A 21,710-nucleotide genomic window follows, 5' to 3' on the forward strand; every position below is an offset into this window, starting at 1 on the left:
TTTATTTCTTTTCCTTTTCAACTATTACCCAAAGAAACTAAACGAAAGTAAAGAACAAAAGATTACAGTAACATATTTTCTGTAGATAAGAAATATATATTCAACTGGTTATCCTCAATTTATTCTATCACAACACGTCTTTGGGTTGACTTTCTACCGTCCGGCAGCAAGTCCCTACCCTAGCAGAAACAGCAAAGCGAAACACTCGAAAAGCTGTTAGTCTACTTGCTCCGCTAAAATTGGATACATTTACTCCTGATGAATCCTAGCATGAAAAGGCACCAACTCATTTTGCAGCAGTTGCAGGAGCAAAAGCACGTGCAGGTACCCGCTTTGTGCGAGGCCCTGAACGTGTCGGCCGTGACAATCCGTAAGGACCTGAAACTACTTGAAGAAAAAGGATTGCTGTTTCGCACCCACGGCGGTGCGGCTCTGGAAAGCCCCTACATCAAAGACCGCCCCGTGAATGAGAAGGAACTGTTGCATGTGACCGAGAAAACGGCCATTGTGATGGCCGCGGTCCGGCTCATTGAGGCGCAGGAGTCCATTATTATTGCTTCGGGCACCACCATGCTGGCGCTGGCCCGCGCCCTACCCGCCCAGCTGCCGCTCACCGTTATTACCTCGGCCCTGAACGTGGGGATAGAACTGCTGCGCCATCCCGAAATAGAGGTACTACAGCTCGGCGGCTATCTACGGCATAGCTCGTCGTCGGTGACGGGGCCCTACGCCGAGCAGGTACTGACCGATACTTCGTGCAGCAAGCTCTTTCTGGGTATTGACGGCATTGACCTGGATTTTGGCCTGACCACCACCAATATGGGCGAGGCTCGCCTGAACCAGCAAATGATACGGGCGGCCCAGGAAACCATCGTGCTGGCCGACTCCTCCAAGTTCGGCCGTCGCGGTTTTGGGCGCATCTGCGGCCTCGACCAAGTACACCGCATTATCACCGACGCCGGAATTTCGCGGCACGATGCGCAGCGGCTGGAAGAGCAAGGTATTCAGCTGACTATTACCTGACCCGGCTTCTTTCAATACCTATTCATCACGAAACAACACAGCCTGGGATTTTGTAGTATAGGTGCAAATCCTTGTTATTCGCTTTTTGGCTTGGCCGTAATTCTTTAGCTTCGCCCCGAACCCACCCTCTAACCGATACTTATGGCAGAGTCTGCTGAGATGATTCTCGATGGGAAAACGTATTCTTTCCCTACTATTGAAGGCACCGAGCACGAAAAGGCAATCGATATTGCCAAGCTTCGCGACCAAACCGGCTACGTTACCCTTGATCCGGGCTACAAAAACACGGGCGCTACCAAGAGCGCCATCACATTTCTGGATGGTGAGGAAGGCATTTTGCGCTACCGGGGCTACCCTATTGAGCAACTAGCCGAGCAATCGAGCTTTCTGGAAGTAGCCTACCTGCTGATTTACGGCTCTCTACCCACTCAAAGTGAGCTGGACGCGTTCAGCAACCGTGTTACCAAGCACACGCTGGTACACGAGGACATCCGCAAGATTTTCTCCGGTTTCCCCAGCAGCACGCACCCCATGGCCATCCTCAGCAGCATTACCTGCGCGCTGACCGGCTTCTACCCCGAGAGCATCAATCCCAACCAGACCGCCGAGCAGATAGACCTGACCATTGTGCGCTTGCTGGCCAAGATGCCAACTATTGCGGCTTGGACGTATAAAAACTCCATTGGGCACCCGCTCAGCTACCCCCGCAACGACCTCGACTACTGCGCCAACTTCCTGTATATGATGTTTGGCTACCCCACCGAGAAGTACGAGGTGAACCCCGTGGTAGTGCGCGCCCTCAATAAGTTGCTCATCCTGCACGCCGACCACGAGCAGAACTGCTCTACCTCTACCGTGCGCCTGGTAGGCTCGTCCAACGCCTCGCTCTACGGTTCGGTTTCGGCCGGTATCAACGCGCTGTGGGGCCCCCTGCACGGCGGTGCCAACCAAGAGGTTATTGAGATGCTGGAAGCCATTGAACGCGATGGTGGCGACACCAGCAAATTCATTGCGAAGGCCAAGGACAAGGAAGACCCCTTCCGCCTTATGGGCTTCGGCCACCGCGTGTACAAGAACTTCGACCCGCGCGCCAAGATCATCAAGAAAGCTGCCGACGAAGTATTGCAGGAATTGGGCGTTACCAACAGCCCCCTGCTCAAAATTGCTAAAGAGCTGGAAGAAGCTGCCCTCACCGACCAGTACTTCGTTGACCGTAAGCTCTATCCGAACGTTGACTTCTACTCGGGCATTATCTATAAGGCTCTGGGTATTCCGTCGGAGATGTTCACGGTGCTGTTTGCCCTGGGCCGCCTACCCGGCTGGATTGCCCAGTGGAAAGAGATGCGCGAAAACAAAGAGCCTATTGGCCGCCCGCGCCAGATCTACGTGGGCGAGCAGGTACGCGACTACGTTGGCATCGAGCAACGCTAAGTTGGCCCTACCCTCCTCATACAAAAAGCCCGCTTTACAGCGGGCTTTTTTGTGTACTAGAAGATGGATAGCCGTTTAGCCAGTAGGCAAGCGCTTAACGCAGGTTTACGGCCGTCATAGAGGCTTTGGCCTCACGGTAGGCTACCATCTGGCGGGGCCATAAGATAGCAGCTAGGTCCCACTCGTAGTGGTCCTGAATTTCGGCCATTTGTTTGTCAACGGCTTCGGTGTCCATGTTGCGCTGTTTTTTAAGCGTTTCCACAGCCGTCAGCATTTGCAGGTTCAGCTGTTTCACTTTCAGGTACTGACCTTCATTGAGGTGCGTCTTAGCCGCAATCTGCTGCGTCATCGTTTTGGCGCGGGTAGCCAACGGTGAGTCGCCAGGGCCGCCGGCCATTACAGAAGTTGTGCTGAACAGAGCAAATACGGCGAGGAGGATGTAAGATTTTGCTTTCATAATACTAGAGAAGTAGAAAGTGAGAATACTGTTGAATTTTGTGTGGGGTGATGGAAAAAGTCAACTGGCATTGGCATGTGTGTCACAGATGCCAACAAGCGAGGCAAAACATAATTATAATCGAATATAATACTATTTATAAATATAATGCAACATAAACTTATTATATTTTTCTACTAACTATCATTTAACCTATATGCAACTGCATTCCTATTCATTATTGTATTAGTGTCACTCAGACTGTAGGGCTTACTTACCTATATAAATTGTACTGACACGTCACTTGGAAGAGGGCCCTTGGTCTTTCTATTAGCTTAATGAAGCTATTCGGCGCGGAAGGCCATACGGGTATTTTCTGAATGGCGGTAGATCTGCTGCTGCGCGGGGTATAGCAGTGCTAGCATTTCGCTTTCGTACTGCGCCTGCATAGCCGATGCTTGCTCATCCAGCGACGATACAGTGGCTGTGCCCTCTTGTTTAAGCGTTTCCATCTCCGTCAGCCACCGTACGTTCAGTTGCTTTAGCTTCAAATACTGGCCTTCATCGAGTCGCATTTTGGTGGCCATAGTCCGGGTGAGTATCACCGCCCGCTGCTGAATCGCAGGATTTTCGCTGGGATCTTGGGCAATAGCTTCTGCTGTGCTACTCATGTATAGCCCTATCAGCAAAGCGGCGGTCAAGTATGCTTTTTTCATGCTCGTAGTAAGTAAAAGAGTGGATGCTTGATGATTCTTCTTTAATGTATTCTTTGTGCTTACATCAGCCGAATCCTATTTATAGACGCTATTCAGCCACATCGAACGATACAAACGTACCGTCTAAATTTTAACTTAAAAAAGAATTTGTAGTATTTAAATGATTGATAACTTGCACTAAACTTATACAACAGACTTATTCCCAGTTGCCTGTTTGCTGTATGAAAAAGGAATACTACAAACACAAAAAAAGCCAATAGCTCGAGGCTATTGGCTTTGAAACGAAGGTCTACTGGACTACAGTAATCGGAACTCGATGCGCCTGTTCTGCTGACGGTGTGCTTCCGAATCGTTAGCGACCAGCGGGCGAGTTTCGCCGTAGCCCTTATAGCGCAGGCGAGAGGCCTTCACGCCATGCTGGCTTAGGTAATCATACACAGCCTTCGCGCGGTTCTGCGAGAGCACCATGTTATCGGCATCGGCGCCTACGTCGTCGGTATGGCCCGAAACCTCTACCTGCACCTCCTGATACTGCTGCATAAACTGAATCAGCCGGTTCAGTTCCGTGCGCGACTTAGGCTTCAGCTCGTACTTGTTGGTATCGAAAAATAGATTGTTCAGCACAATGGTGCGCCCGGCCCGCACAGGCTCCAGGTAGATGTCGAGCGTGAGCGGGTCAAAATTGCGCTTGTCCGTATAATCAAAGCTCAGGCTTTTCATTAGGTATTTATCAGCCACGGCATACATGGCGTACTGCCTACCCTCGTTCAGCACCACGGTATAGTCGCCCTGCTCGGGGTCGGAGGTAACATACTGCGTAAGCTGGTCGGTGTTAAGGTCGTAGAGCTGCACATCGGCCTTCAGGGGCTTCTTCGTAATGGCATCAAACACCCTACCCTGTGTGTAGGTGCTGGTTTCCTGGGCTTGCACGGCCTGGGGCACCTCAAAGCTATATAGCTCTACCGGACGGTTGCGCACCTTGGTTACGCCCGGCTCAGAAGTGCGCGAGCGGGAGCAAAATCCCCGGCGGTTGTCAGAAGAGATAAACAACGACGCTTCGTTTTCGAAGGTATTGAGCGGGTAGCCCAAGTTTTGCGGCACGCCCCATTTACCATCGGGCTGCACGGCACTCCGAAACACGTCGAGGCCGCCCATGCCTACCAAGCCATCCGTTACGTAATAGAGCGTGGTGCCCGAGGCGTGAATAAACGGCGCCATATCCTGCCCCGGCGTATTTATGGGGGCGCCCAGGTTGCGGGCGGGGCTCCAGGTGCCGTCGTCCTGCTGAGTGGTCACGTAGATGTCTTCCTTGCCTAAGCCGCCACGCCGGTCGGAAGTGAAGTAAAGTGTGCGCCCATCGGCCGAGAGCGAGGCCTGCGAATCCCAATAGGGCGAGTTCACGTTGCGGCCCATATTCTGAGGCTTGCTCCACGTATTGCCCGTGCGCCGTGAGATGTACAAGTCGCAGGACCCCACGGAGCCAGGCCGGTCGCAGGAGGTGAATACCAGCGTTTTACCGTCCCCGGAAATCGTGGCGGCTCCCTCATTATAGGGCGTGTTGATGGCCGGCGATATCGACACTGGTTCACTCAACGACCCGTCTTTGCCTTGCCGGGAAATCAGAATATCCTCGTAGCTATTGTCAGAGGCGCTGGCCCGAGCCGTAAAGACCAGAAAGCGGTTGTCGGCCGTCAACACCGGAAAATACTGGAAGTAGAAGGTATTCAGCGGCTCGCCAAGGCGTTCGGGCTGCTTACCAGTGGGGTTGGCCATGGCCTTTTGGGCAAACTCGCAGTTGAGCAGTTGCTGCTGTGCCCGCACCGTATTGCGCTGTCCCTTCGGTCCTACCTTTAGGTATTTGGTATACCCGTCCGCTGCGGTTTTGTAATCACCCAGGCTCAGGGCCAGCTCGCCCAGTGTGAAGTAGTTGTTGGCCTGCCCCGCTGTCACCGGCAGCTTGCTGAGCCCGTCGCGGTAGGCCTCGTAGGCGTTCTGGTTTTCGCCCATAGCCTTCAGCAAGGAGCCACGCATTACATACGGCTCACCCAGCGAAGGGAACTTCTCATTGAGGACTTGCAGTGTTTCCAGAGCCTTGTTGAAGTCACGGGCTTTGGCTTGCTGCTGCGCCTTATCCCACAGACCGCGCGCTTTGGTATTGGAACTAGCCAGCGTTGCCTGCGCGGCGCTTGACAGCGGCAGCGCCAGCACGAGTGCCAACAACGAGGCAGGAAAGGAGAAGCGCATGGGCGGGTAGCGGAAAGGTAGACCGTGAAGGAGAGCGGCTAAGGAATATCGAGGTATTTGTGCGTTTGCAGCGACACTTGCCAACGCGGATTGGCCTTCACGTAATCGATAATTAGGGGTGTCATAGCGGCCTCTTTACTCCATTCGGGTTGTAGGTAGAGGCGGCAATTGCTCCCTACTTGGGTGGCGTGTTCCTCAGCCCACTTAAAATCCGACTTGTTGAATACTACCACTTTAAGCTCATTGGCTTCAGCCAGCACTTGAGGTAGGGGGGCTTTGAATTTCTTGGGCGACACGCAGATCCAATCCCAGTGACCAGAGAGCGGGTAGGCGCCGGAAGTTTCAATCCAGGTTTGGCAGCCGGCTTCTTTCAACGCGCCGGTGAGCTGGGTGAGGTCGTGCATGAGTGGCTCGCCGCCGGTAATCACGGCGTTGCGGCCGGGGTAGGACGTGACGGCAGCTACCATGTCGGCAATGGCGACGCGGGGGTGCGCCTCGGCATCCCACGACTCCTTAACATCGCACCACACGCAGCCCACATCGCAGCCGCCCAGGCGGAGGAAGTACGCAGCGCGGCCCGTATTGTAGCCCTCGCCCTGAATTGTGTAGAAATGCTCCATCAGGGGCAGCGTGGCCGCCCCTACGCTATCGGCCACCAGGCCGGTTGCAACGGGTAGTTGGTGTAACAAGACAGTCAGCAAAAAAGGTAATCGGGCCTTAGGAAAGGCGCTGGGTACCACGGCACCCAAAAACCCTGCCTAAAGCCCGACTTTAAAGATACTATTCAAGCTCCAAACCGCGAAAACGGCGGTTTGGTTCTGGCTACCTACCGCGGGTATACGTCACCTTTGGCCGCGCGCAGCGTGTTGAGCAGCAGCATAGCAATGGTCATGGGACCTACCCCGCCGGGCACCGGCGTGATGTAGCTGGCCTGTGGTGCTACCTCTGTGAAGTTGACGTCGCCTTTCAGCACGAAGCCCGATTTGCGGCTGGCGTCTTCTACCCGTGTAGTACCCACATCAATCACCACGGCGCCGGGCTTCACCATGTCGCCCGTCACGAACTCTGGCCGGCCCAAAGCTGCTACAACAATGTCAGCCTGACGCGTGATTTCCGCCAAGTTAGCGGTACGCGAATGGCATAAAGTAACGGTGCAGTTACCTGGCTCCAAGTTCTTAGCCAGCAATATACTAACTGGCGTACCCACAATATTAGAGCGGCCAATCACCACGCAGTGCTTGCCACTGGTTTTGATACCGTAGCGCTTTAATAACTCCACAATGCCCGAGGGGGTAGCAGGCAGCAGGGCAGGTAGCCCAGCCACCATACGGCCGATGTTCATGGGGTGGAAACCGTCCACGTCCTTCTCCGGCCGGATGGCCTCAATCACCTTTTCCGGGTCGATGTGCTTGGGTAGGGGCAGCTGCACAATAAAGCCATCGATTTCGGGTTCCTGGTTCAGTTCTTCTACCTGTGCCAGCAATTCCGCTTCGGTGATGTTGTCCTCAAAGCGTAGCAGGGTACTGCCGTAGCCTACCCGCTCGCAGGCCAGCACCTTGTTGCGCACGTAGGTTTCGGAGCCGCCGTCGTGTCCGACGAGGATGGCCGCCAAATGCGGTACTTTCTGGCCAGCCGCTTTTAGCTGCTCTACTTCAGCGGCAATTTCAACTTTGATATCCTCGGCGGTTTTCTTACCGTCGATGAGTTGGTAGGTGTCAGCTTCGGGGGCTGTGGTCATAAGTGATGTAAGGTTATTCAGGAAGAATACTATCGGTTTTTTTAGACCGATTATGTTTTAGAATGGCTGCACTACCGGCTTCCGTTAGGGCTTTTTCCATGGTGGGCCAGTCGTCGCGCCACCGAAACTTACGTTCCTGGCCCTTGATGATTTTTTCCAGTTGCTCCTGGCTAGTACAGTTCTTAGTAAGATCGTTGGACATTGGATGGTTGGGTAATCATACAACGCCGTGTCAAGAAGTGTATGAGGTGAAACAGGAAAGAAAAGTAAAAACAAAGCGCGGCCCGTTTCCGGAGCCGCGCTTTTTGCATTAGTCAATCTTCAACACCGCCAGGAACGCTTCCTGCGGGATTTCTACGGAGCCCACTTGGCGCATCCGTTTCTTGCCCTCTTTCTGCTTTTCGAGCAGCTTGCGCTTACGAGATATGTCGCCGCCGTAGCATTTGGCAATCACGTTTTTGCGCAGAGCTTTCACCGTTTCGCGGGCCACGATTTTCTGACCGATAGAAGCTTGAATAGCAATTTCGAACTGCTGGCGGGGTAGTAGCTCGCGCAGCTTTTCGCAGAGACGCTTGCCCCACTCATAGCTCTTGCTGCGGTGCACAATGGCCGACAACGCATCGACCTTCTCCCCGTTCAGCATGATATCCAGCTTCACCATGTCCGACTCGCGGAAACCAATCAGCTCATAATCCAGCGAGGCATAGCCGCGGCTAATGGTCTTGAGCTTGTCGAAGAAGTCGAACACAATTTCCGACAGCGGCAGCTCGAAGGTCATTTCTACCCGCTCGGAAGTCAGGTAGCTTTGGCCTTTGATGATGCCACGCTTCTCCATGCACAGCGTGATGATCGAGCCTACGTAGTCGGCAGCGGTGATAATCTGGGCCTTAATAAAGGGCTCCTCGATGAACTTCACCGTGTTCGGCTCCGGCATTTCGGAGGGAGCATTGATGATGTACGCCTGGTCCTTGGTACCGGTGGCGTGGAACTGCACCGAGGGCACAGTGGTAATCACCGTCATGTCGAATTCGCGCTCCAGACGCTCTTGCACGATTTCCATGTGCAGCATGCCCAGGAAGCCGCAACGGAAGCCGAAGCCCAGGGCTGCTGAGGTTTCGGGTTCCCACACCAGGGCGGCGTCGTTGAGCTGGAGCTTCTCCATGCACGAGCGTAGTTCCTCGTACTCGGTGGTATCTACGGGGTAGATACCAGCAAATACCATCGGCTTCACGTCTTCGAAGCCGTGAATGGCCTCTTTCGTGGGGTTCAGCACGTTGGTAATGGTGTCGCCTACCTTCACCTCGCGGGCCTCTTTGATGCCCGAAATTAGATAGCCCACGTTGCCGGCGCGCATTTCGGGGCGAGGCTCCTGCTTGAGACCCAGGATGCCGATTTCGTCGGCGCCGTACTCCTTGCCGGTGGCCATGAAGCGGAGCTTGTCGCCCTTGCGCATGGTGCCGTTCTTAATGCGGAACAGCACCTCGATGCCACGGTAGGAGTTGAATACCGAGTCGAAAATCAGAGCTTGCAGCGGGGCTTCCGGGTCACCTGCCGGGGCGGGAATCCGCTCGCAGATGGCATCCAGAATTTCCTTGATGCCGATGCCCGCCTTACCCGAGGCGTGAATAATTTCGTCCCGGTCGCAGCCAATCAGGTCCACAATCTCGTCCGACACCTCCTCCGGCATGGAGTGGGGCAGGTCGATTTTGTTGAGCACCGGAATAATGGTCAGGTCGGAGCCAATGGCAAGGTAGAGGTTGCTAATAGTCTGCGCCTCAATCCCCTGCGATGAATCCACGATCAGCAGAGCCCCTTCGCAGGCGGCAATGGAGCGGGATACTTCGTAGCTAAAATCGACGTGACCGGGTGTATCAATCAGGTTGAGCGTGTACTGCTCGCCCTGGTACTGATACTGCATCTGGATGGCGTGGCTCTTGATGGTGATGCCCCGCTCCCGCTCCAGGTCCATGTTGTCGAGCAGCTGGGCTTGCATATCGCGCTGGGCCACGGTCTGGGTGAATTCCAGCAGGCGGTCGGCCAGGGTGCTCTTGCCGTGGTCGATGTGGGCAATGATGCAGAAATTACGGATGTTCTTCACTAGAGGCGGTTTTTGCAACCGCGAAGTTACGCAAACCGGCCCGCAAAAGCTAGCTGCAGGTGCAAGTCGCCGCGCTGCGCCCAAGCTCGACCAAAACGCACCAAGTGGCCTGCTCGTTTAAAAGAAAACCCTACCCCTGCCACCCGCCGTGGCCAGGGTAGGCTCCATTCCATTTTCCTACCCCCTCCCCAACCATGAGCATCCAAGTAAACAAAAAGGCCGTGACGTATGCCAAGCAGCTGATCGAAGACGGCAAAATCAAGAACGACTCCGGCCAGTGGAGCGAACACAACCCCGATACGGCCGACGAAAACAAGTTTCTCGAAAAACACGAGATAGAAGAATATGCTAAGTGGCACCTCGGCGAGGACACCAGCAAGGGCGAAGACACGAAAGGCCGCTATAAATTTCCCTACGGTGACTTCAAGACCGTGCACCGCGACGGCCTGCTGGCTGCCAAAGAGCGCGCCGCCCAGCAGGGCTACCACGACATCGAAAAGGCCGCCGACGAGCTGGAACAAGCTCTGGAAAAGAAGGCTGACAGCAAATAGTGCCTTTACCCTACTTGGCCTGAGCGCCCGCATAGTACCGGCTGCCGAGTGCTTCGCCCGACTTGCCTACTCCCTCCCTCACCCTACAAAATTCGCGTCTACCTCGGCTGTCGATGGGCCTTTTGCGTTGATAGAGTACTACACACTCGTGTACCTACTTCTTTATATGACGCAAGCCACTCCTCTAGAAGATTACGGCCTGGTTGGCAACCTGCACACGGTTGCGTTGGTATCCAACAAAGGGTCAATAGACTATCTACCCTTCACCCGCTTCGACTCCCCTACCATCTTTGCGGCGTTGCTGGATGCCGAGAAGGGCGGTTATTGGTCTCTGGCGCCCGCCGATGAGGGGGTGCAATCCAAACAGCTCTACCTGCCCAATACAGGTATTCTACTAACGCGCTTTTACTCCCAAGGTGGCATTGCTGAGCTAACGGATTTTATGCCCGTGAAGCATCACCAGCAAAACTGCGCCGTGGTCCGAATGGTGCGCGTCATCAAAGGCAGTATGACGTTCACGATGCACTGCTGCCCGCGTTTCGACTACGCCCGTGCCTCGCACGAACTGGTAGCACAGGAAGATGATTTGCTTTTCCGCAGTTGCGGCGAAGAGGATTTTCAATTTCGTTTGCTTGGCGACCAGCCGCTGCAGTCCACTGAGGCCGGCGACGCCATCGGCACCTGGACGCTGGCGGCGGGCGACACGGCCAATTTTGTGATTGAAGCCACGCCCACTGATGATCCGTCTTTTATAGCCCGCGACCTGAAGCACTACACAGAAGGTGCCTTCAATGATACGATGGCCTATTGGCGCGAGTGGATAGAGAGCAGCACGTATACCGGCCGCTGGCGCGAAACAGTGCTACGCTCGGCCATTACGCTTAAGCTGCTAACTTCCTTGCAATTTGGCTCTACGGTGGCCGCCGCTACCTTCGGCTTACCCGAGTGCGTGGGCGGTGCCCGTAACTGGGACTACCGCTTCACGTGGATTCGCGACGCGGCTTTTACCATGTATGCGTTTCTGCGATTGGGCTTCACCACCGAGTCGAAGGCCTTTCTGCACTGGATTATGGAGCGTTGCAACCAGCTGAAAGACGCCGCCGACTTACAGCTGATGTACGCCGTGGATGGTTCTACTGAGCTGCCTGAGATAGACCTGCTGCACCTGGCCGGCTACCGCGACTCGCGCCCGGTACGCATTGGCAACGGCGCGGCGCATCAGTTTCAGTTGGATATCTATGGCGAGCTGCTCGACACGATTTACCTCTACAACAAGTACGGCGGTGCCATCACCTACGACTTCTGGAAACATGTGTCGCGGCTGGTAGATTTTGTGGCGGAGAACTGGCAGGAGGAGGACCACGGCATGTGGGAAGTGCGCGACGAGGAACGCCAGTTTATCTCGGCCAAAATGATGTGCTGGGTAGCGCTCGACCGCGGCATTCAGATTGCCAACGACCGCTCGTTTCCAGCCCCGCTGGAGAAGTGGTACAAGGTGCGCGACGAGATTTACAAAGAGGTATTTGACAACTATTGGAGCGAGGAGAAACAAGCGTTTGTGCAGTACAAGGGTAGCGACGTGCTAGATGCCACCGTGCTGCTCCTGCCGCTGGTGCGGATGTTTAGCCCGGCCGAACCACGCTGGCAGTCTACCATGCGCGCCCTGGAAAAGGAGCTGGTCATCGACTCGCTAATGTATCGCTACCATGCTGGTGGTGGTGCTTCCGACGGCCTGGAAGGTGAGGAGGGCACGTTCACGATGTGCTCGTTCTGGTACATCGAAAACTTGTCGCGGGCGGGCGATTTGGACAAGGCCACGCTGCTATTTGAGAAGCTGCTGGGTTTTGCTAGTCCGCTGGGCCTATACTCCGAGCAGATTGGCGTGGCCGGCGAGCAGATTGGCAACTACCCGCAGGCCTTCACCCACCTGGCCCTCATCAGTGCCGCGTTCCAGCTCAACCGCGACCTAGACGAACGACACAGCGGAAAAAGCCAGCAAGGGCATAACTTCGTGGGGTAGAATCCATTTAGCTACTGCTAGCTTCTCGAAAACAAAATCGCCGCGCTGAAGCCTGCTTCAGCGCGGCGATTTTGTTTTCGAGAAGCTAGCGTTGCAACGTTTGGATGCGCTTTTTCACTCTACTGGCTACATCATTCTCCTACACATGGTAGCCTACCTTCTCTTCTTTCCCTTCTCGTCGCTCTTCTTACAGGCCCCTACCCCCTCTATCACCAACGCGGCTACCCATGCCGCCGTACCGTATGCTTCGGTTGGGGTGAAGGGCAAGCCTATTGGCACTGTGGCCGATGCTCAGGGCCACTTCGATCCACAGCACCTAGCCGCCGCTGCCCCTAGCGACACCGTCGTGTTTTCCTGTGTGGGTTATCAGCCTTTTAAGCTACTGGCTGCGGACCTGCCGCGCCACTCAGCTATCAAGCTGACGCCACAAGCGCAAACGCTGGGTGAAGTGCACGTGCGCGCCAACAGCTGGAAGCGCCACCGACTAGGCCGCGACGGTAGCTGGGGTTTCACTTACTACAACTTTCACCTAGCCACTGATAAGAGTCCAGCCAACATTCCCGGCCGTGAGGTAGGCACCATTCTACACATAAAACCAGGCAGCTACCTGGAGGACGCGCACGTGTATTTTGGAAGTCGCAATTATAAGAATCTGCGTTTCCGCCTTAACGTGCGTACCCTCGACGCCGATGACCACCCCGCTACCAGCCTACTCACGCAGGATGTGCAAATGACCATACCCGATGACGCCCCCGCCGGCTGGCAGCACATCGACCTCAAACCCTACCAGGTTTGTGTGGGCGACAACAAGCGAATAGCCGTGACGCTGGAGTGGCTCGACGGCCTGGAAACCCGCGACCGTGCTGATAAAAACCAGTGGAATGTACTGCTGATTCCGGCTGCTTTATCGGCCACACACCGCATGGTGTTCCGCGAAAAATCGGAGGACCAGTGGCAGGTGCAACCTATAAACCTGAGCCTATACGTGACGGTGGCAAGTCCCCGCGGCTAAGTGCCATTCCAACAAAGCCATACCCTCCACAGATTACCTAGCCAAACACAGCACCCGGTAATCCGTGGGGGTGATGCCTTCCAGTTGCCGGAACATGCGCGTGAAGTAGTTCAGGTTGCTGAAGCCGGCTTTGAAGCATATTTCGGTGATGCTGAGCGCGGGATTCTTCAGGCACTTCTTTGCCAACCGCATGCGCTCTTTGATGATGTAGTCGATGGGCGACAGGCCAAACTCGTGCTTGAAGGCCCGGTAGAAATTGGGCTTGCTCATGTACACCTTCTCGCTCAGGTCATCGACGCTGATTTTCTCCGCAATGTTCTCTTTGATGTACTGCAAGATGTGCGCGAACCGATTGGAGGTAGCCAGCACGGCCACGTTGTGTTCCTTTTCGTGGAGGCTTTGCACCTGCATGATGCGGAGCAGCAGCTCTTTCACCGTAAAATCGGCCAGAATATCCTTGTTGCGAGAGTCGCCAAATCCGATGCGCACTAGTTTGTAGAGCAGCGCCGTCACTTCTTCATCGTTGTAGAAGTAGTGCTGGTTGAAGCTGAAGGTCCACTTTTCGTCCTCCGTTTTGGGGTAGTGCTCGTTCAGATAGTTCACCGTGTCGATGATTTGCAGCCGGTCGATGGCCAGGGCCACGCACTGGGTAGGGTTCTCGTCGGAGGCCTCCGGGAAATCAATCATCATCTTCAGATTGGGTGGCACTACCATCGTATTGCCGGGCAGGTAATTGAACTTCTCCTGCTCCAACAGATGCATCACCTTCTTGCCGCGCAACATATTGGTGAGCACTAGGTCGCTGTACGACTGCTCTACCTGCGCGCTTTGTATATAGGTTTCGAGCAGGCTAATCTCATAGTTTTCCAGCGTTTGCACCCGCCGGTTGTCAATCAGGGTAGCAAGGCTCTGTGCGTTGGGCAGCGGGATGCGAGGAAGTAAATCAGGTACACGCATGGGTGGGTGGTAACGATGTAACTGCCCCAGGGCAGCGATGCAAATAGGGGTGAAATACGCGGGCTACCTGGCAAAACGCAGCCCGCAGGTCGGGTTCGATAGGATACTGCTACCACTTGATACCATTCTGCCAGTATGGCCCTGCAGCCTGCTCTAGCTTTGCAGCACGGTATCCAGCTTCGCTTTTCCAGCCAAGTGATCCTACCTAAGTAGCCAGCTACGTAGCCGAATCCAAACCCTGCGGCCCCCATGAGCAAGACACCTTCCGATGCGTTGAGCGCAACCCTGCACAACCATCTACAGCAGATCATCCGGGAAAATCAACAGCTGGCCGAAAAGCTCGATTTCGACCAGGTAGCGGCAATCCTTCCGCTCTTGCAACAGGCCAAGCGGGTGTTTGTTGTGGGCGCTGGGCGCACGGGGCTGGCCCTGAAAGCTGCCGCCATGCGCCTAATGCACCTCGGCCTGACGGTGTTTGTGGTAGGCGAAACCACTACCCCCGCCATCGGCAGCGGCGATGTGCTGCTGGCTGGCTCCGGCTCCGGCACCACCAGCAGCATTGTGAAAGCGGCCGAAAAAGCCGCCGCTGCTGGCGCCCAGGTGGTAGCTATTTCCACTACTACCTCATCGCCGCTGGCGGCTCTGGCTACGCACGTGGCCGTGCTACCGGCTGCTCAAAAGCAGGACCACGGCGGCGAAATCTCGGCGCAATATGCCGGCAGCCTGTTCGAGCAAAGCGTCCTGCTGCTCCTCGATGCCATCTTCCAAACCCTGTGGGGCCTTGATGGCACCCCGGCCGAGGAGCTGTGGAAGCGACACGCCAACCTAGAATAATTTCCTGGGGACACCCCTCCCCTTTTTCTCCTACCTAACACAAAATCAGACCCACACCCATGGCTAAATTACAAGTTGCCATCGACCTACTAAGCACTCAAGAAGCTTTGGCCCTAGCTGGCAAAGTAGCGCCCTACGTTGATATCATTGAATTGGGCACGCCCCTCATCAAGAGCGAAGGACTAGCCGTCATCACGGCCATGAAGCAAGCCCACCCCGACAAACTCGTTTTTGCCGATTTCAAAACCGCCGATACGGGCGAGCTGGAAGCGGACATGGCCTTCAAAGCCGGTGCTGACCTGGTAACCATCCTGGGTGCCGTAGACAACGCTACCATCGTAGGCGCCGTGAAGGCAGCCAAAGCTCACGGCAAAGGTGTGGTAGTAGACACCATTGGCGTGACCGACCGCGTGAAGCGTGCCCAGGAAGTAAGTGCGCTTGGCGTAGAATTCGTGGAGCTGCATGCCGGCCTCGACGAGCAAGCTTTGGAAGGCTATTCTATTCAGGTATTGATTGATGAAGCAACGCGCGCCGGTGTACCCGTTTCCATCGCGGGCGGTGTCAACCTGAGCAATATTGCCGCCGTGAAGCAGGCTGGCGTAGCCGTTGCCGTTGCTGGTGGCGCTATCTACAGCGCCGCCGATCCGGCCGCTGCCGCCAAAGAGCTGCGCGAAGCCCTCGACGCTGCCTAAGGCAGGTAGTCTCTTTGGCGCATCGTATCGTAAGTACACACGCCTTACTAGGCTATCGAAAAAGCTCCGGCCAGTGGCCGGAGCTTTTTTGTTAGTTGTGCGCGAGTGGGTGGATGAGGTAGAAGCGCCTCCTGAACGTTGAGCCTACTATCCACGTTTTGGCATTACGACCAAACGCGTACCTTTCTACTATGCTACCTCTCTTCTCCGAACACAGCTTGGTTTTGCGCGGCCCGTACCTGGAAAAGATGACCGATGCGGAGTTTTTCGACTTCTGCCAGCAGCATCCGGAGTTGCGCATCGAGCGTACGGCTAACCACGAAATAGTTCTTATGTCGCCTACCGGCAGCCGCTCCGGCAAACGCAACGCCCGCTTGAATGGGCAACTTTACATGTGGTGGATGCAGCACCGCGCGTTAGGTGAAGTATTCGATTCAAATAGCGGCTTTACCCTCCCTGATGGTTCCATCTTTTCCCCAGATGCTTCCTGGGTCTCCGCGGCTAAGTGGAACGCCCTGACAACCGAGCAGCAGGATAAGTTTGCCCCTGTGTGCCCAGAGTTTGTGGTGGAGTTGAAATCGGCTACTGATTCAACTAAAACACTGCAAGCGAAGATGTTCGATTGGCTCCGCAATGGCGCACAACTGGCGTGGCTGCTGGTGCCCGAGACAGAAGCTGCCTACCTCTACCGCCCCGGCCAGCCAGAGCCGGAACTCGTACAAGGCTTTGACCATGAGCTTTCGGGCGAAGCAGTGCTGCCAGGGTTCCGGCTGCGGCTGGCGGAGTTGCGGTAAAACAGGTTATCCTTACCAGTTTCACTACACATCACTACTTCTTAAACCCAGCATATGGCTTTTATTACTGATAACCGGAATTTTCGGCTTGTAATAGCAAGTGATGTGAACCCACGCGATGGCTTGGGCTGGGAGTTATGGGAGGGCCATACACTACTATTAGAGATATTCAGGCATGACGATTTGAAAAAGATAACATTCTCAACATTTCACCAGGGTATTGATATTCCCATTGAGGCTCTGGAATACATTTTAAACGATTTTAATACTACTGGTGGTAGAAACTTCATTGAAGACTTCGAAGAAGATTCATCTAATTCTGAATGAATAGTCTGCATAATCCAAACTCACCCCGCGCCTACCCCCGCCGGGGCTTCTTTGTGCGCGTTGCAACGCCAGGCTACCCTACTGCACTCCCATAGCTGTATCAACGCTACAGCTCCATGCGCTTTATCCTATTAGTCGGCTTACTATTAATTCTATGCCGGCCTACCCTGCTTGTTGCTCAAACCTTGCAAGGGCAAGTGCAGCATGATTCTACCGCCACACCCGTGCCGTTTGCTTCCGTTGGGGTGAAAGGCAAAGCCTCAGGAACCGTGGCAGACGCCCAAGGGCGCTTCAGTTTCCCAGACTCACCGGACCTTGCGGCGACGGACACTGTAGTAGTTACGTGTGTAGGCTACCAGCCGGCCCGACTAGTAGTACGTCAGTTACGGCAACAGCCTGTGACTATCCGGTTGCGGAAGCAGCCGCAGATATTGCAGGAGGTAACGGTGCGGCACCAGCACTTACGCCAGGAAACGCTGGGGCATACAGGGAAAGCGGGGCTAGCAGACTGGGGGACGGGTAGCATGCCGAACGACAGCACCTATCGGCGTGATATGCGAGGTAAGGAATTCGGCACGTTCCTTACACCGGCTCGCAACTGTTACGTAGACGATTTCAACCTGTACATTCGCGGCAATTCCTTCCGAGAAGTTCGGTTGCGGCTATTGTTTTATACCGTCCGCGACGGGCGGCCAGCGGAGCTATTACTACCAGCTGATATACAGTTTACGATACCTAACAAGTATGTAGGCTGGTTTAGAGTTGACCTGCGGCCCTACAATATACAACTAGCCAAACAGCAGAAAATAGCCGTTGCCATGCAATGGCTAAGCAGCGAGGGCGATACGACTACCCGACAATGGTTTGGAATTCCGGCGGTATTCCCAGCGGCGTTGCACCGTATATTTTCTAGAAACAAAAGTCAGGCAAAGTGGGAGTCCTACCCCTGTCAACCTAGCCTGTACTTGACGGTGCAGAGCTGGCGGTAGGGGCGCGTTGCACGCACTCCTTGTTGCTGGTATTGTTTGGGTGTATAGCATAAGCCTCTGACAAATGACGGGAGCCTACCCCGCCGAGGCTTTTTCGTACCTTAGCCTACCCAAATTACCCACCCCACCCGATTATGCAAACCACCCCCGTTGCTCCTTATAAACCCCAAAACCACGTTCGTATCGTAACGGCTGCCGCCTTGTTTGATGGGCACGATGCGGCCATTAACATCATGCGCCGCATCATCCAGAGCAGCGGCGCGGAGGTGATTCACCTGGGCCACAACCGCTCGGTGCAGGAAATCGTGGACTGTGCTGTGCAGGAAGATGCCCAGGCCATTGCCATTACCAGCTACCAGGGCGGCCACAACGAGTACTTCAAGTACATGCACGACCTGCTGTACGAGCGCGGTGCTGGTCATGTGAAGATCTTCGGTGGCGGCGGTGGTGTCATCCTACCCTCCGAGATTGAGGAGCTGGAGGCCTACGGCATCACCCGCATCTACTCGCCCGACCACGGCCGCGCCATGGGCCTGCAAGGCATGATCAATGACCTGCTGGAAAAATCGGACTTCCCGACCGGCCAGCACCTCAACGGCGAGGTGAAGCACATCAAGGAGAAGGACGCCCGCAGCATCGGCCGCCTGATTTCCGCCGCCGAAAACTTCCCGCAGGAGTATGAGCGGGTGAAGTCGCAGCTTATTTCTGACTTTCAGCAGAAAGAAAATGCAGAGGGGTCTAACACCTCCCAAACTCCTACCCTCCCACCCTCCCACCCTTCAACCGCCCCCATCCTCGGCATTACCGGCACGGGTGGCGCGGGCAAGTCGTCGCTGGTAGATGAGTTGGTACGGCGCTTTCTGCTCGACTTCCCTAACAAGACCATTGCCATCATTTCCGTCGACCCGAGTAAGCGCAAGACCGGCGGCGCCCTACTCGGCGACCGGATTCGGATGAACGCTATCAACTCGCCGCGGGTGTATATGCGCAGCCTCGCTACCCGTCAGAGCAACCTGGCCCTCAGCAAGTACGTGCAAGACGCCGTAGACGTGGTACGCGCCGCCGACTTCGACCTGATCATCCTCGAAACCTCCGGCATTGGGCAGTCGGACACGGAAATCACCGAGCACTCCGACGCTAGCCTCTACGTGATGACGCCCGAGTACGGCGCCGCTACCCAGCTGGAAAAGATTGACATGCTGGACTTTGCCGACGTCATTGCCCTCAACAAGTTTGACAAGCGTGGTGCCCTCGACGCCCTGCGCGACGTACGCAAGCAGTACCAGCGCAACCATCAGCAATGGGACGCGCCCCTGGACCAGATGCCGGTATTCGGCACCATTGCCTCCCAGTTCAACGACCCCGGCATGAACCGCCTGTACCGGGCCGTGCTGCACGTGCTGGAAGAGAAAACGGGCGCTACCTTTGCCTCGCACCTGGAAACTCCGGTGGGGGAATCGGAGAAGATCTATATCATTCCGCCCCACCGCACGCGTTATCTTTCTGAAATAGCCGAAACCAACCGCCAATATGACCAGTGGGTCCACCAACAATCCGCAACTGCCCAGCAGCTTTTCGGACTTCAGCAAAGTGTCGAAACCGTCCGCAGCCTCGGGGCCGGAAGCCCTAACGGAAGCAGCGGGAGCAGCCCAGGACTCGACGCCGGCGCACTCGTGGCCGGCCTGGAGGCCGCATTCGAGGAAGTCAAGCTGCGGCTGGACGGGCAAAACTGGAAACTCCTGGAAACCTGGCCGCAAAAGGTAGCCGCCTACAAGGCCCCGGAGTTTGTGTTTAAGGTGCGCGACAAGGAAATCCGCATCCAGACGCACACCCAGAGCCTCTCGGGTCAGCAGATTCCCAAGGTTTCCCTACCTCGCTACACGGCGTGGGGCGACCTGCTACGCTGGCAGTTGCAGGAAAACGTGCCCGGCGAGTTTCCATACACGGCCGGCGTGTTTCCGTTCAAGCGTGAGGGCGAAGATCCTACCCGCATGTTTGCCGGCGAAGGCGGCCCCGAGCGCACCAACCGGCGCTTCCACTACGTGAGCATGGGCCTACCCGCCAAGCGCCTGAGCACGGCCTTCGACTCGGTGACGCTCTACGGCGAAGACCCCGACCACCGGCCCGACATCTACGGCAAAATCGGCAACGCGGGCGTGAGCATCTGCTGCCTCGACGACGCCAAGAAGCTCTACTCCGGCTTCAACTTAGCCAACCCCAGCACGTCGGTATCGATGACCATCAACGGTCCGGCCGCCACGCTGGCGGCGTTCTTCATGAATGCGGCCATCGACCAGCAGTGCGAACTGTATATTAAGGAGAACGGGCTGGAAAGTGAGGTCGATGCCAAAATCAACCAGCTTTATCAGAAGAAAAACCTGGAGCGTCCCCGCTACCAGGGCGCCCTACCCGAAGGCAACGACGGCCTGGGCCTGATGCTGCTCGGCGTGACCGGCGACCAGGTCCTACCCCCCGACGTGTACGCTACCATCAAGGCGCGCACGCTCTCGCAGGTGCGCGGCACCGTGCAGGCCGATATTCTCAAGGAAGACCAGGCCCAGAATACCTGCATCTTCTCCACGGAGTTTGCCCTGCGCCTTATGGGCGACGTGCAGGAGTACTTTATTAAGGAGAAGGTCCGCAACTTTTACTCGGTGTCGATTTCCGGCTACCACATTGCCGAGGCGGGCGCCAACCCCATTACGCAGCTGGCCCTTACCCTTAGCAACGGCTTCACCTTTGTGGAGTACTACGTGAGCCGGGGCATGGACGTGAACGACTTCGCCCCCAACCTGTCGTTCTTCTTCTCCAACGGCATCGACCCCGAGTACGCCGTGATTGGCCGCGTGGCGCGCCGCATTTGGGCCAAGGCCATGAAGCTGAAGTACGGCGCCAACGCCCGCTCGCAGATGTTGAAGTACCACATCCAGACCAGCGGCCGCTCGTTGCACGCCCAGGAAATCGATTTCAACGATATCCGCACCACGTTGCAGGCGCTCTACGCCATCTACGACAACTGCAACTCCCTGCACACCAACGCCTACGATGAGGCCATCACTACGCCCACCGAAGAATCGGTGCGCCGGGCTATGGCTATCCAGCTCATCATCAACCGCGAGTTGGGCCTGGCCAAGAACGAAAACCCGATCCAGGGTTCCTTCATTATCGAGGAGCTGACCGACCTGGTAGAAGAAGCCGTATTGGCCGAGTTCGACCGAATTACGGAGCGCGGCGGCGTGCTGGGCGCCATGGAAACCATGTACCAGCGCGGTAAGATTCAGGAGGAAAGCATGCACTACGAGATGCTCAAGCACACGGGCGAGTATCCCATCATCGGCGTGAACACCTTCCTGTCCTCCAAAGGCTCGCCCACGGTCATCCCGGCCGAGGTAATCCGCGCCACGGAGGAGGAAAAGCAGTACCAAATCACAATGCTGCAAAACCTGCACGCCCGCAACCACGGTACCACCGAGCAGCGCCTGAAGCAGTTGCAACAGGTAGCCATTGCCAATGGGAATTTGTTCGAGGAGCTGATGGAAACCGTGAAGTTCTGCTCACTCGGGCAGGTGACAAATGCGCTGTTTGAGGTAGGCGGGCAGTATAGAAGAAATATGTAAGCCGCGGCAGCTTTGGCTGAAACGAAACGGGTGCTACCTTGCTGAGAGGTAGCACCCGTTTTTTGAAGACATTTTTATATTAAGTTGCTTACTAAACTAAGTATAATTTAACTCATGGCTGACGTAGAAAAGAAAGGTGTAACGTCTTTTGGTTTTGTAAGAAATCTTAAAACTTTCGCTCAAGAAGCAAACGACTGTATTTTAGATACTGAAAAACCTTTTTAAGCGAAA

Annotated in this window: 19 protein-coding genes; 11 read left to right on the top strand and 8 right to left on the bottom strand. The window is 55.5% G+C overall.

Annotated elements, in window-relative coordinates; translation table 11 throughout:
* Positions 1 to 270 precede the first annotated feature (270 nt).
* Positions 271 to 1,023, top strand: coding sequence for a DeoR/GlpR family DNA-binding transcription regulator (locus MUN82_RS08025; RefSeq protein WP_245096478.1), 753 nt, complete (start codon positions 271 to 273; stop codon positions 1,021 to 1,023).
* A gap of 141 nt (positions 1,024 to 1,164) precedes the next feature.
* The gene (locus tag MUN82_RS08030; RefSeq protein ID WP_245096480.1) at positions 1,165 to 2,454 is read left to right on the top strand and encodes a citrate synthase; all 1,290 of its coding nucleotides are present in this window, start codon (positions 1,165 to 1,167) and stop codon (positions 2,452 to 2,454) included.
* A gap of 94 nt (positions 2,455 to 2,548) precedes the next feature.
* Here the strand turns inward: MUN82_RS08030 and MUN82_RS08035 are convergent, their stop codons facing one another.
* The 7 genes from MUN82_RS08035 to lepA form a co-directional block, all read right to left on the bottom strand.
* Positions 2,549 to 2,911 carry a DUF4890 domain-containing protein gene (locus tag MUN82_RS08035; protein ID WP_245096482.1) on the bottom strand — a complete coding sequence of 121 codons (363 nt, stop codon included), beginning with the start codon at positions 2,909 to 2,911 and terminating at the stop codon, positions 2,549 to 2,551.
* Positions 2,912 to 3,234: 323 nt separating this feature from the next.
* On the bottom strand, positions 3,235 to 3,606 hold the full coding sequence (locus MUN82_RS08040) for a hypothetical protein (RefSeq protein ID WP_245096484.1): 372 nt from the start codon (positions 3,604 to 3,606) through the stop codon (positions 3,235 to 3,237).
* Between the two features lie 297 nt (positions 3,607 to 3,903).
* A complete protein-coding gene (locus MUN82_RS08045) occupies positions 3,904 to 5,850 on the bottom strand; it encodes an OmpA family protein (protein WP_245096486.1) in 1,947 nt (648 codons plus the stop codon).
* 38 nt (positions 5,851 to 5,888) lie between these two features.
* The gene (locus tag MUN82_RS08050) at positions 5,889 to 6,539 is read right to left on the bottom strand and encodes a 7-carboxy-7-deazaguanine synthase QueE (protein WP_375374083.1); all 651 of its coding nucleotides are present in this window, start codon (positions 6,537 to 6,539) and stop codon (positions 5,889 to 5,891) included.
* 137 nt (positions 6,540 to 6,676) lie between these two features.
* Positions 6,677 to 7,588, bottom strand: a complete 912-nt coding sequence (locus MUN82_RS08055; protein ID WP_245096488.1) for a bifunctional 5,10-methylenetetrahydrofolate dehydrogenase/5,10-methenyltetrahydrofolate cyclohydrolase — start codon at positions 7,586 to 7,588, stop codon at positions 6,677 to 6,679.
* Positions 7,589 to 7,601: 13 nt separating this feature from the next.
* Positions 7,602 to 7,790 (bottom strand): hypothetical protein, encoded by a 189-nt coding sequence (locus MUN82_RS08060; protein WP_245096490.1) that lies wholly within the window; start codon positions 7,788 to 7,790, stop codon positions 7,602 to 7,604.
* 108 nt (positions 7,791 to 7,898) lie between these two features.
* Entirely contained in the window at positions 7,899 to 9,686 is a 1,788-nt protein-coding gene (lepA, locus tag MUN82_RS08065) for a translation elongation factor 4 (RefSeq protein ID WP_245097541.1), read from the bottom strand.
* Between the two features lie 194 nt (positions 9,687 to 9,880).
* Here lepA and MUN82_RS08070 point away from each other — a divergent pair, with 194 nt between their 5' ends.
* From MUN82_RS08070 to MUN82_RS08080, 3 genes are all read left to right on the top strand, one after another.
* Complete coding sequence (locus MUN82_RS08070) at positions 9,881 to 10,237, top strand: hypothetical protein (RefSeq protein ID WP_245096492.1); 357 nt, start codon at positions 9,881 to 9,883, stop codon at positions 10,235 to 10,237.
* Positions 10,238 to 10,403: 166 nt separating this feature from the next.
* A complete protein-coding gene (locus MUN82_RS08075) occupies positions 10,404 to 12,257 on the top strand; it encodes a glycoside hydrolase family 15 protein (RefSeq protein ID WP_245096494.1) in 1,854 nt (617 codons plus the stop codon).
* Between the two features lie 145 nt (positions 12,258 to 12,402).
* Positions 12,403 to 13,269, top strand: a complete 867-nt coding sequence (locus MUN82_RS08080) for a carboxypeptidase-like regulatory domain-containing protein (protein ID WP_245096496.1) — start codon at positions 12,403 to 12,405, stop codon at positions 13,267 to 13,269.
* A 33-nt stretch (positions 13,270 to 13,302) separates the two neighbouring features.
* On the opposite strand, the gene MUN82_RS08085 is transcribed toward MUN82_RS08080, so the two are convergent.
* Complete coding sequence (locus MUN82_RS08085; RefSeq protein WP_245096498.1) at positions 13,303 to 14,226, bottom strand: AraC family transcriptional regulator; 924 nt, start codon at positions 14,224 to 14,226, stop codon at positions 13,303 to 13,305.
* A 249-nt stretch (positions 14,227 to 14,475) separates the two neighbouring features.
* Between MUN82_RS08085 and hxlB the strand changes: the two genes are divergently transcribed.
* The 6 genes from hxlB (at position 14,476) to MUN82_RS08115 (ending at position 21,479) form a co-directional block, all read left to right on the top strand.
* Positions 14,476 to 15,060 (top strand): 6-phospho-3-hexuloisomerase, encoded by a 585-nt coding sequence (gene hxlB / locus MUN82_RS08090; protein WP_245096500.1) that lies wholly within the window; start codon positions 14,476 to 14,478, stop codon positions 15,058 to 15,060.
* Between the two features lie 59 nt (positions 15,061 to 15,119).
* The gene (gene hxlA, locus MUN82_RS08095; RefSeq protein WP_245096501.1) at positions 15,120 to 15,752 is read left to right on the top strand and encodes a 3-hexulose-6-phosphate synthase; all 633 of its coding nucleotides are present in this window, start codon (positions 15,120 to 15,122) and stop codon (positions 15,750 to 15,752) included.
* A 191-nt stretch (positions 15,753 to 15,943) separates the two neighbouring features.
* Positions 15,944 to 16,546: a Uma2 family endonuclease gene (locus MUN82_RS08100; protein ID WP_245096503.1), complete on the top strand. Its 603-nt coding sequence runs from the start codon at positions 15,944 to 15,946 to the stop codon at positions 16,544 to 16,546.
* Positions 16,547 to 16,600: 54 nt separating this feature from the next.
* Positions 16,601 to 16,873: a hypothetical protein gene (locus MUN82_RS08105; RefSeq protein ID WP_245096505.1), complete on the top strand. Its 273-nt coding sequence runs from the start codon at positions 16,601 to 16,603 to the stop codon at positions 16,871 to 16,873.
* 116 nt (positions 16,874 to 16,989) lie between these two features.
* Positions 16,990 to 17,862 carry a carboxypeptidase-like regulatory domain-containing protein gene (locus MUN82_RS08110; protein ID WP_245096507.1) on the top strand — a complete coding sequence of 291 codons (873 nt, stop codon included), beginning with the start codon at positions 16,990 to 16,992 and terminating at the stop codon, positions 17,860 to 17,862.
* Between the two features lie 134 nt (positions 17,863 to 17,996).
* Positions 17,997 to 21,479 (top strand): methylmalonyl-CoA mutase family protein, encoded by a 3,483-nt coding sequence (locus MUN82_RS08115; RefSeq protein WP_245096509.1) that lies wholly within the window; start codon positions 17,997 to 17,999, stop codon positions 21,477 to 21,479.
* The last annotated feature ends 231 nt before the right edge of the window (positions 21,480 to 21,710 follow it).

The organism is Hymenobacter aerilatus (assembly GCF_022921095.1).
GTDB classification, from domain to species: Bacteria; Bacteroidota; Bacteroidia; order Cytophagales; family Hymenobacteraceae; genus Hymenobacter; species Hymenobacter aerilatus.

Bases quoted from the DNA above. Each gene is read 5' to 3' on its own strand.
- MUN82_RS08025 (WP_245096478.1), top strand. From the start codon at position 271: ATGAAAAGGCACCAACTCATTTTGCAGCAGTTGCAGGAGCAAAAGCAC.
- MUN82_RS08030 (WP_245096480.1), top strand. From the start codon at position 1,165: ATGGCAGAGTCTGCTGAGATGATTCTCGATGGGAAAACGTATTCTTTC.
- MUN82_RS08035 (WP_245096482.1), bottom strand. From the start codon at position 2,911: ATGAAAGCAAAATCTTACATCCTCCTCGCCGTATTTGCTCTGTTCAGC.
- MUN82_RS08040 (WP_245096484.1), bottom strand. From the start codon at position 3,606: ATGAAAAAAGCATACTTGACCGCCGCTTTGCTGATAGGGCTATACATG.
- MUN82_RS08045 (WP_245096486.1), bottom strand. From the start codon at position 5,850: ATGCGCTTCTCCTTTCCTGCCTCGTTGTTGGCACTCGTGCTGGCGCTG.
- MUN82_RS08055 (WP_245096488.1), bottom strand. From the start codon at position 7,588: ATGACCACAGCCCCCGAAGCTGACACCTACCAACTCATCGACGGTAAG.
- MUN82_RS08060 (WP_245096490.1), bottom strand. From the start codon at position 7,790: ATGTCCAACGATCTTACTAAGAACTGTACTAGCCAGGAGCAACTGGAA.
- MUN82_RS08070 (WP_245096492.1), top strand. From the start codon at position 9,881: ATGAGCATCCAAGTAAACAAAAAGGCCGTGACGTATGCCAAGCAGCTG.
- MUN82_RS08075 (WP_245096494.1), top strand. From the start codon at position 10,404: ATGACGCAAGCCACTCCTCTAGAAGATTACGGCCTGGTTGGCAACCTG.
- MUN82_RS08080 (WP_245096496.1), top strand. From the start codon at position 12,403: ATGGTAGCCTACCTTCTCTTCTTTCCCTTCTCGTCGCTCTTCTTACAG.
- MUN82_RS08085 (WP_245096498.1), bottom strand. From the start codon at position 14,226: ATGCGTGTACCTGATTTACTTCCTCGCATCCCGCTGCCCAACGCACAG.
- hxlB (WP_245096500.1), top strand. From the start codon at position 14,476: ATGAGCAAGACACCTTCCGATGCGTTGAGCGCAACCCTGCACAACCAT.
- hxlA (WP_245096501.1), top strand. From the start codon at position 15,120: ATGGCTAAATTACAAGTTGCCATCGACCTACTAAGCACTCAAGAAGCT.
- MUN82_RS08100 (WP_245096503.1), top strand. From the start codon at position 15,944: ATGCTACCTCTCTTCTCCGAACACAGCTTGGTTTTGCGCGGCCCGTAC.
- MUN82_RS08105 (WP_245096505.1), top strand. From the start codon at position 16,601: ATGGCTTTTATTACTGATAACCGGAATTTTCGGCTTGTAATAGCAAGT.
- MUN82_RS08110 (WP_245096507.1), top strand. From the start codon at position 16,990: ATGCGCTTTATCCTATTAGTCGGCTTACTATTAATTCTATGCCGGCCT.
- MUN82_RS08115 (WP_245096509.1), top strand. From the start codon at position 17,997: ATGCAAACCACCCCCGTTGCTCCTTATAAACCCCAAAACCACGTTCGT.